This is a genomic window from Mesorhizobium sp. M7A.F.Ca.CA.004.06.1.1 (assembly GCF_003999135.1).
Taxonomy (GTDB): Bacteria; Pseudomonadota; Alphaproteobacteria; order Rhizobiales; family Rhizobiaceae; genus Mesorhizobium.
In genome coordinates this window covers 1-7,875 of record NZ_RZPQ01000219.1, presented here as the reverse complement: position 1 = coordinate 7,875, position 7,875 = coordinate 1, and the positions used below count along the sequence as shown (strand labels likewise).

4 protein-coding genes and 2 pseudogenes are annotated in these 7,875 nt (G+C 62.8%); 1 reads left to right on the top strand and 5 read right to left on the bottom strand.

From position 1 onward, the window contains the following. Positions 1-8: 8 nt before the first annotated feature. The 5 genes and pseudogenes from EN906_RS15220 to EN906_RS15200 all read right to left on the bottom strand — a co-directional run. Positions 9-905, bottom strand: a pseudogene (locus tag EN906_RS15220) (enoyl-CoA hydratase-related protein); the annotation flags it as partial. A gap of 14 nt (positions 906-919) precedes the next feature. Further along, positions 920-2,128, bottom strand: a complete 1,209-nt coding sequence (locus EN906_RS15215; RefSeq protein WP_127268617.1) for an acetyl-CoA C-acetyltransferase — start codon at positions 2,126-2,128, stop codon at positions 920-922. Between the two features lie 33 nt (positions 2,129-2,161). After that, positions 2,162-3,331, bottom strand: coding sequence for an acyl-CoA dehydrogenase family protein (locus tag EN906_RS15210; RefSeq protein ID WP_127270389.1), 1,170 nt, complete (start codon positions 3,329-3,331; stop codon positions 2,162-2,164). A gap of 121 nt (positions 3,332-3,452) precedes the next feature. Continuing rightward, entirely contained in the window at positions 3,453-5,243 is a 1,791-nt protein-coding gene (locus EN906_RS15205) for an acyl-CoA dehydrogenase (protein WP_127270390.1), read from the bottom strand. A gap of 306 nt (positions 5,244-5,549) precedes the next feature. After that, on the bottom strand, positions 5,550-6,008 hold the full coding sequence (locus EN906_RS15200; RefSeq protein ID WP_127270399.1) for a MerR family DNA-binding transcriptional regulator: 459 nt from the start codon (positions 6,006-6,008) through the stop codon (positions 5,550-5,552). Positions 6,009-6,463: 455 nt separating this feature from the next. On the opposite strand from EN906_RS15200, the pseudogene EN906_RS15195 reads away from it, so the two are divergent. Continuing rightward, positions 6,464-7,875, top strand: a pseudogene (locus EN906_RS15195) (peptidoglycan-binding protein); the annotation flags it as partial.

The following is a 7,875-nucleotide window of genomic DNA, read 5'->3' as shown; positions in this document are numbered from 1 at the left end:
AGCTATCCGGCCGCCGCCTCCCTCGTCTGCATGATCTCGGTGAAATAGCGCTGCTCGATGCGCAAACCGGTGTCGAACGGCACCAGCAGGCCTTCATAGACGCATTTGAGGATCGCGGCGGCGGCCGGATAGTTGCCGTAAGTCTCACGACGCAGGATGGCGATGGCCGGCGGCCACAGATTGAAGCCGGCGGGCGAATAGATCTGGCCGCCGGGCAGCTTGAAACCTTTCTCGTCCCATGGCGCCACCGGCTTCAGGCCATTCCTGATCATCGCCTTGGCGGTCTCGACGAGCCTGGCCGGCTCGGCGATCTCATGGATCAGGCCCATAGACTTGGCCTTCTGCGGCGACAGTGTCTGGCCCGAGGTCAGCATCTGCAGCGCCTGCTGCTGATCGGTCAGCCGCGGCACGCGCTGGGTGCCGCCGGCGCCCGGGAAGATGCCGATCTTCACCTCGGGAAGTGCCATCTTCACCTTGTCGCTATCGGCGGCGACACGGCCGTGGCAGGCGAGCGACAATTCGAAGGCGCCGCCCATGCAGGTGCCGTTGATCGCCGACACCCACGGCTTTCCGCAAGTTTCCAGCTTGCGGAACAGGCCGGTCATCATGCCGGCATTGTCGAACAGCGCCTTGGTCGCCCTTTCGGCGTCCTTGCCCTTTTCCGCGGCGAAGGTCGTCAGCATCTTCTGCAACAGGGTAATGTCGGCACCGCCGGAGAAGGTGTCCTTGCCGGAGGTGATCACGGCGCCCTTGATGGCGGCGTCACCAGCCACCTTGTCGACAATGGCGTTCAATTCTCGCATCGCCTCTTCGGTGAAAACGTTCATCGAGCGGCCAGGCATGTCCCAGGTGACCAGCGCAATGCCGTCGGCGTCGATGTCGAGGGTGAAATTGGTGTAGCTCATCGTTTCTCTCCCCGTCAGACGCGTTCGATGATGGTTGCGGTTCCCATGCCGGCGCCGATGCACAGCGTCACCAGAGCCGTGTTGAGATCGCGGCGCTCGAGTTCGTCCAGCACCGTGCCGAAGATCATCGCGCCGGTGGCGCCGAGCGGATGACCCATGGCGATAGCGCCGCCATTGACGTTGATCCTGTCGTGATCGATGTCGAACGCCTGCATGTAGCGCAGCACCACCGAAGCGAAGGCTTCGTTGAGCTCGAACAGGTCGATGTCCGAGAGCTTCATCTTGGCGCGCTTCAACAGCTTCTCGGTGACGTCGACCGGGCCGGTCAGCATCAGCACCGGCTCGGAGCCGATGTTGGCGAAGGTACGAATGCGCGCGCGCGGCTTCAGCCCCATCGCCTTGCCGGCTTTCTTCGAACCGAGCAGCACGGCGGCGGCGCCGTCGACGATGCCGGACGAATTGCCGGCATGATGGACGTGATTGACCTCTTCCACCTCGGGATGCTTCTGCACGGCGACGGCATCGAAGCCGCCCATTTCGCCTGGCATGACGAAGGACGGGTTGAGCGAGGCCAGCGACTGCATGTCGGTCGACGGGCGCATATGTTCGTCATGGTCGAGGATGGTCAGGCCGTTCTGGTCCTTGATCGGGACGACGGAATTCTTGAAGCGGCCATCGGCCCAGGATTTGGCGGCGCGCTTCTGGCTCTCGACCGCATAGGCGTCGACGTCGTCTCTGCTGAAGCCGTATTTGGTGGCGATCAGGTCGGCCGAGATGCCTTGCGGCACGAACCAGCCGGGCAGGCCGACCGAAGGATCCATGAACCAGGCGCCGCCCGAGGCGCCCATGCCGACACGCGACATCGATTCGACGCCGCCGGCAATGACGATCTCATCGGCGCCCTGGGCGATCTTGGCGGCGCCGAAATTGATGGCGTCGAGCCCGGAAGCGCAGAAGCGTGAGATCTGCATGCCGGGCGCCTTGGTGTCGTAGCCGGCCTCGAAGGCGGCGGCGCGCGGAATGACCGAACCGGCTTCGCCGACCGGATCGACGCAGCCGAAGATGATGTCATCGACAGTGCCGGTGTCGAGCCCATTGCGATCGCGCAGCGCCTCAAGCGTCTTGGCGGCAAGCCGCACCGCCGGCACCTCGTGCAGCGATCCGTCCTTCTTGCCCTTGCCGCGCGGTGTGCGCACGGCGTCATAGACATAAGCTTCAGCCATTTGCTTGCTCCTTAGGTTTGCCTGATGTCGCTCTCAGAGAGAGCGGCCGATCAGCAATTTCATGATCTCGTTGGTGCCGCCGTAGATGCGCTGGACGCGGGCGTCGCGGAACATGCGGGCGATCGGGTATTCATTCATGTAGCCATAGCCGCCATGCAGTTGAAGGCATTCGTCGACGACTTTTCCCTGCAGGTCGCTGAGCCAGTACTTGGCCATCGACGCGGTCACAGGATCGAGGCCGCCGGCGATGTGGCGGGTGACGCAATCATTGTAGAAGACGCGGCCGACGGTGGCCTCGGTCTTGAGTTCGGCCAGCTTGAACTGGGTGTTCTGGAAATCGATGATCGCCTTGCCGAACGCCTTGCGTTCCTTGACATAATCAATGGTCAGCGCCAGCGCCCGCTCGATCATGGCAATGGCGCCGGTGCCGATCTGCAGCCGCTCCTGCGGCAATTGCTGCATCAGCTGGACGAAGCCCTGCCCTTCCTCATGGCCGAGCAGGTTGGAGGTCGGCACGCGCATGTCGTTGAAGAACAGCTCCGACGTGTCGTTGGCCTTGAGCCCGATCTTGTCGAGGTTACGGCCGCGCTGAAAACCTTCGACCTCGTCGGTCTCGACGACGATCAGCGAGGTGCCCTTGGCACCCTTCTCCGGATCGGTCTTGGTGACGACGATGATGAAGTTCGCAAGCTGGCCGTTGGTGATGAAGGTCTTGGAGCCGTTGATCTTGTACTGATTGCCATCCTTCTGCGCCCGCGTCTTGACGCCCTGCAGGTCGGAGCCGGCGCCCGGCTCGGTCATGGCGATGGCGCCGATCAGCTCGCCGGTCGCCAGTTTCGGCAGCCATTTCTTCTTCTGCTCCTCGGAGCCATAGTGGAGGATGTAAGGGGCGACGATCGAATTGTGCAGGCCGATGCCGAAACCGTCGACGCCGACATGGCCGATGGCCTCGATGATGGCGCTCTCATGCGCGAAGGTGCCGCCGGAGCCGCCATATTCCTCCGGCATAGAGGCGCAGAGCAGGCCGGCGGAACCTGCCTTCAGCCAGCTCTCACGATCGACCATCTCGTTCTTCTCGAACTCGTCGTAGCGCGGCGCGATCTCCTCCGACATGAAGCGATGCGCCATGTCGTAGAGCATGCCGACCTCGTCCGCCGCCCAAGCGGGCTTCGGAAGGCCAAGGATTTCAGCTGGGTTGGTCATGCTGGTATGATACTCCTCCCGACATGCATCATCGAAACTGAGGCCGGCGCACTGCCGCAGCGACCCCTCCCGACCCTTCGGGCCACCCTCCCCTCAAGGGGGAGGAGGACGCCGATCATCTTTAGAACGCTTCCGCCGGCAGTGCCATCAATGTGTCGGCGCCGCTCGAAATGCGGGCGAGATGCGCCGACGTCTCCGGCATGATCCGCTCCATGAAGAAGCGCCCCGTCACGACCTTGTTGTCGTAAAAAGATTGCGCGCCATTGGCGTCCGTCTTGCCAAGTGCCACCTTGGCCATCTGCGCCCACATATAGCCCAGAGCGACCAAGCCGAAGAGATGCATGTAGTCGGTCGAGGCGGCACCGGCATTGTCGGGCTTGGCCATGCCGTTCTGCACCAGCCACATGGTGGCGGCCTGCAAATCGTTGAGACCTTTCTTCAGCGCCTTGGTGAATGGCGCCATCTTCTCGTCGGAGCGGTTCTCCTCGCAGAACTCACCGACCTCCTTGAAGAAGGCCTGCACGGCGCGGCCGCCATTCAGGCCGAGTTTACGGCCGACGAGGTCGAGCGCCTGGATGCCGTTGGCGCCTTCATAGATCATGGCGATGCGGGCATCGCGCACGAACTGGCTCATGCCGTGCTCTTCGATATAACCGTGACCGCCGAACACCTGCTGCGCCATGACGGCGTGGTCGAAGCCCTTGTCCGTGAGCACGCCCTTGACCACCGGTGTCATCAGGCCGGTGTAATCGTCGGCGGCCTGGCGGTCCTTGTCGTCGCCGGAGCGGTGGGCAATGTCGGACTTGATCGCCGTCCACAGCGCCAGCGCGCGGCCGGCCTCGTTGAAGGCCTTCATGGTCATCAGGCTGCGGCGGATATCGGGATGGACGATGATCGGGTCGGCCTTCTTGTCCGGCGCCTTCGGCCCCGACAATGAGCGGCCCTGCAAACGGTCCTTGGCGTAGCCGACAGCGTTCTGATAGGCGATCTCCGACAGCGACAGCCCCTGCAGGCCCACACCAAGGCGCGCCTCGTTCATCATCGTGAACATCGCCTTCAGGCCGCCATTGGCCTCGCCGAGCAGCGTGCCCTCAGCCTCGTCATAGTTCATGACGCAGGTCGAATTGCCATGGATGCCCATCTTCTCCTCGATCGAGCCGCAGGAGACGGTGTTCCTGGTGCCCGGATTGCCCGATGCGTCGAGCTTGAGCTTCGGCACGATGAACAGAGAGATGCCCTTGACGCCTTCCGGCGCACCCTCGATGCGGGCCAGTACCAGATGGACGATGTTGTCCGACATGTCGTGTTCGCCGGCCGAGATGAAGATCTTCTGGCCTGAAATTTTATAGGTGCCATCGCCGTTCGGCACCGCCTTGGTCCGCAACAGGCCCAGATCCGTGCCGCAATGCGGCTCGGTCAGGTTCATGGTGCCGGTCCAGGCACCCTCGATCATCCTCGGCAACCATGTTGACTTCTGCTCGTCGGTGCCGTGGGTGATGATCGCGGCGATCGCGCCTTGCGTCAGGCCCGGATACATCATCAAGGACATATTGGCCGAGACCATATATTCGGCGACGGCGGTATGCACGGCATAGGGCAGGCCCTGGCCGCCGAACTCGACTGGTGCGGCCAACCCCATCCAGCCGCCTTCGCGATACTGGTCGAACGCCTCCTTGAAGCCTTTCGGCGTGGTCACCGAGCCATCGTCGTGACGCACACAGCCTTCCATGTCGCCGACACGGTTCAGCGGATGCATGACGTTTTCGGCGAGCTTGGCGCCTTCGGCCAGGATCGCCTCGAGCACATCGGGCGTGGCGTCGGCAAATCCGGGAAGGTTCGAATAACGCTGATAACCCAGAACCTCGTTGAGCACGAACAGCGTATCCTGGACCGGAGCCCTGTATGTCGGCATGCTTTTTCTCCACCCTGCAAACCCGGTCCGAATGCCCCGAAGACAAGCCAGGGGCGGCATGCGGACCCATATTGGGAGCGGGATAGCAAAAATTGACGTTTGCGTAAACGTCAATTTTTTCGATGCGACAAGATTCCCCGCCCACTGGAGCAATGAGCGTAGCGGCGCGACGATGCGCAAGCCAGCGCCGAAAGGCCATGAGAGTGGGCCAGGACAACGAAAAGCCGCGTGGCAGGCCACGCGGCTCGACAGAACTCAGACAATCAGCAGACGACTTGGTCTGCCGCAAATCCGAACGGATTTGTTTTAGCTGGCGGCGCTCGCCTGCGGCGCCGAACGCTCGCTCAGCATCTGGCGCACCGCCGACATCGAGCCGCTCAGCTCGTTGATGGCGTCGTCGATCAGCGCCCTTTGCTTCTGCAGGCGGGCAAGCTGCTTTTCCGACTTGTCCAGCGCGAGCTTGAGCTGCTTGGTGTTTGAACCGGTCGGATCGTAGAGATCCATCATCTGCTTGACGTCACGCAGCGAGAACCCGACCTTGCGGCCAAGCAGGATCAGCTTGAGGCGGGCCTTGTCGCGGCGCGTGTAGAGACGGGTCGACCCGTCACGCTGCGGGTTGAGCAGGCCTTTGTCTTCGTAGAAACGCAGCGTGCGCAGCGTCACTCCATATTTTTTCGCCATCTCGCCGATGCGGACGAGGTCCTCGCCGGTTTCGGCAGATATATTGGTATTGGCCGCGGTCTCGCCGGCCGAGATAAGCTTCATGGTCACTGGCTTTCCCCGTCTGGTGGCGTCGCGGTCTCGGACCATGCGTCGCCTGACTGGAAGCGGGGGCCTGCTTCCAGTCGTGGTTTCAACAAACAAATCGCAAACATGCGCTCAATGCGCCTTTTACGTTTACGTCAATTCTATACCGATTGCCGCATGATGACGCAAGGGCGTTCTGCGCGCCGCCCTTTATGCCGCACCGTCAGGCCGGCAGCCGGCATCCTTTCAATTTCTTAAGTTTGGTTAACGCGTTGTTTACCACGTTGGGGGAAATGTGGGCGCGTCGGCTACCCGTGTTTATCCTGTATCGAATTTTTCACGGTTTTTCGGAGCGCGGGCGAGAGCCCGGGAAGCTCGTCTTCCGCCGCGGCATCGCCGCCGGTCGCCTTCGTTCCGATAGGGACCTGGGGGAACTGGCCGCGAGCCAGCCATTCTGAAAGACGGACGCACCGATGAACAGCAAGCGGTCCTATCTCGACACACTCAATGCCGGCAGGCAGCGCAGGCCGCAGACCACGCTCGAGCAGTTGAACCAGTCGCTGGAGACACTGGAGCAGCGGCTGGAGCGGACGCGCGAGGATCCGGTGGCACGTCCCGAACTCCGCCAACCCGATCCACGCCAATATGGTGCCGATGCGCGCTATCCCGCGGCCCGGCCCGCTGGCCAGCAGCGCTGGTACGAGGACCCGCAGCCCGCGTCGCGACCGAAGAGCCCGATTCAGGGAGCCGCCGCTTTCGAGCAGAACTATCAGGCCATTGCCCGCGACATTGATCGCGTGCGCGGCCAGGAGGACGGCGTTGCCATGGTCGGCAAGATCGCCGGCGAATTGCGCGGCATGCGCGAGGAATTGCGCCACCAGATGACCGCAGGCCTGCAGCGGGAATTCGAAGCGCTGCGCAAGGACATCGAGCGGGCTTTCCAGTCAGGGGCAAGGCCCGGTGCTTCGGCCAAGGGCAGTGCTGAACTCGGCCTTGAGTTCGAGCGGCTTTCGGGCGCCATCCAGACACTGGCCGAGAAGAGCGACGACAGAAGCGTCAACATGCTGCGGCTCGAACTCGAACAGGTCAAAGCCGCACTCGAAACGCTGGCACGCGAAGAGAGCGTGCAGAAGGTCGACCGCCGCTGGGACGATTTCGATCGCCGGTGGACGGCGTTCGAAGACCGCGTCGACGCCGACCAGCGCAAGCGCTCGGACGACCCGGGCCTGTCTGCTCTGACCGCCCGGCTGGAGCAGATCAGCAATGCCGTCAACAATTTGCCGGAATCGTTGTCGCTGCGCTCGTTGGAGGAGAAGGTGCGCACGCTTGCCGGTGCCGTCGACCATTTGGCCAGCCAGCAGGACAATCGCGGCAGCGACACGCTTGGCATGATCGACGAGCGGCTGGACGAGATTTCCCGCGCCATCGTCGCATCCACGGTCGCCGCGCAAGCCAATTCATTCGACCACGAGGCTTTCGAGCGCATCGAGAGGCGGATCGACTCACTTGCCAGCCAGATCGAGGAAGTGGCGCAGGATCGTCCAGGCAACGCGGTCATGGACCGGTTAAGCACGCTGTCGGGCCGGGTTGACGAACTCGCCGGCCGCGCCAATCTGCCGGAGCAGGCGATGGAGCGCCTGGCCAAGCAGATTGCACTCATCGCTGACAAGATCGACCAGGCACCAGCCATGCCTGACGCCGACTACATCTTCCATGGGCTGGAGCAGCGCTTCGACGTGCTGTCGAGCATGATGGAACGCCGCCAGGGTGACGCCATCGAACAGGGCAACATGCTGTTCCGCGATCTCGAACGCAGGCTGGATGAGGTTGCCGACAGGCTGGACCAGCGCATGCCGCAGATCGACAGCGCCGGCATCATGGACGC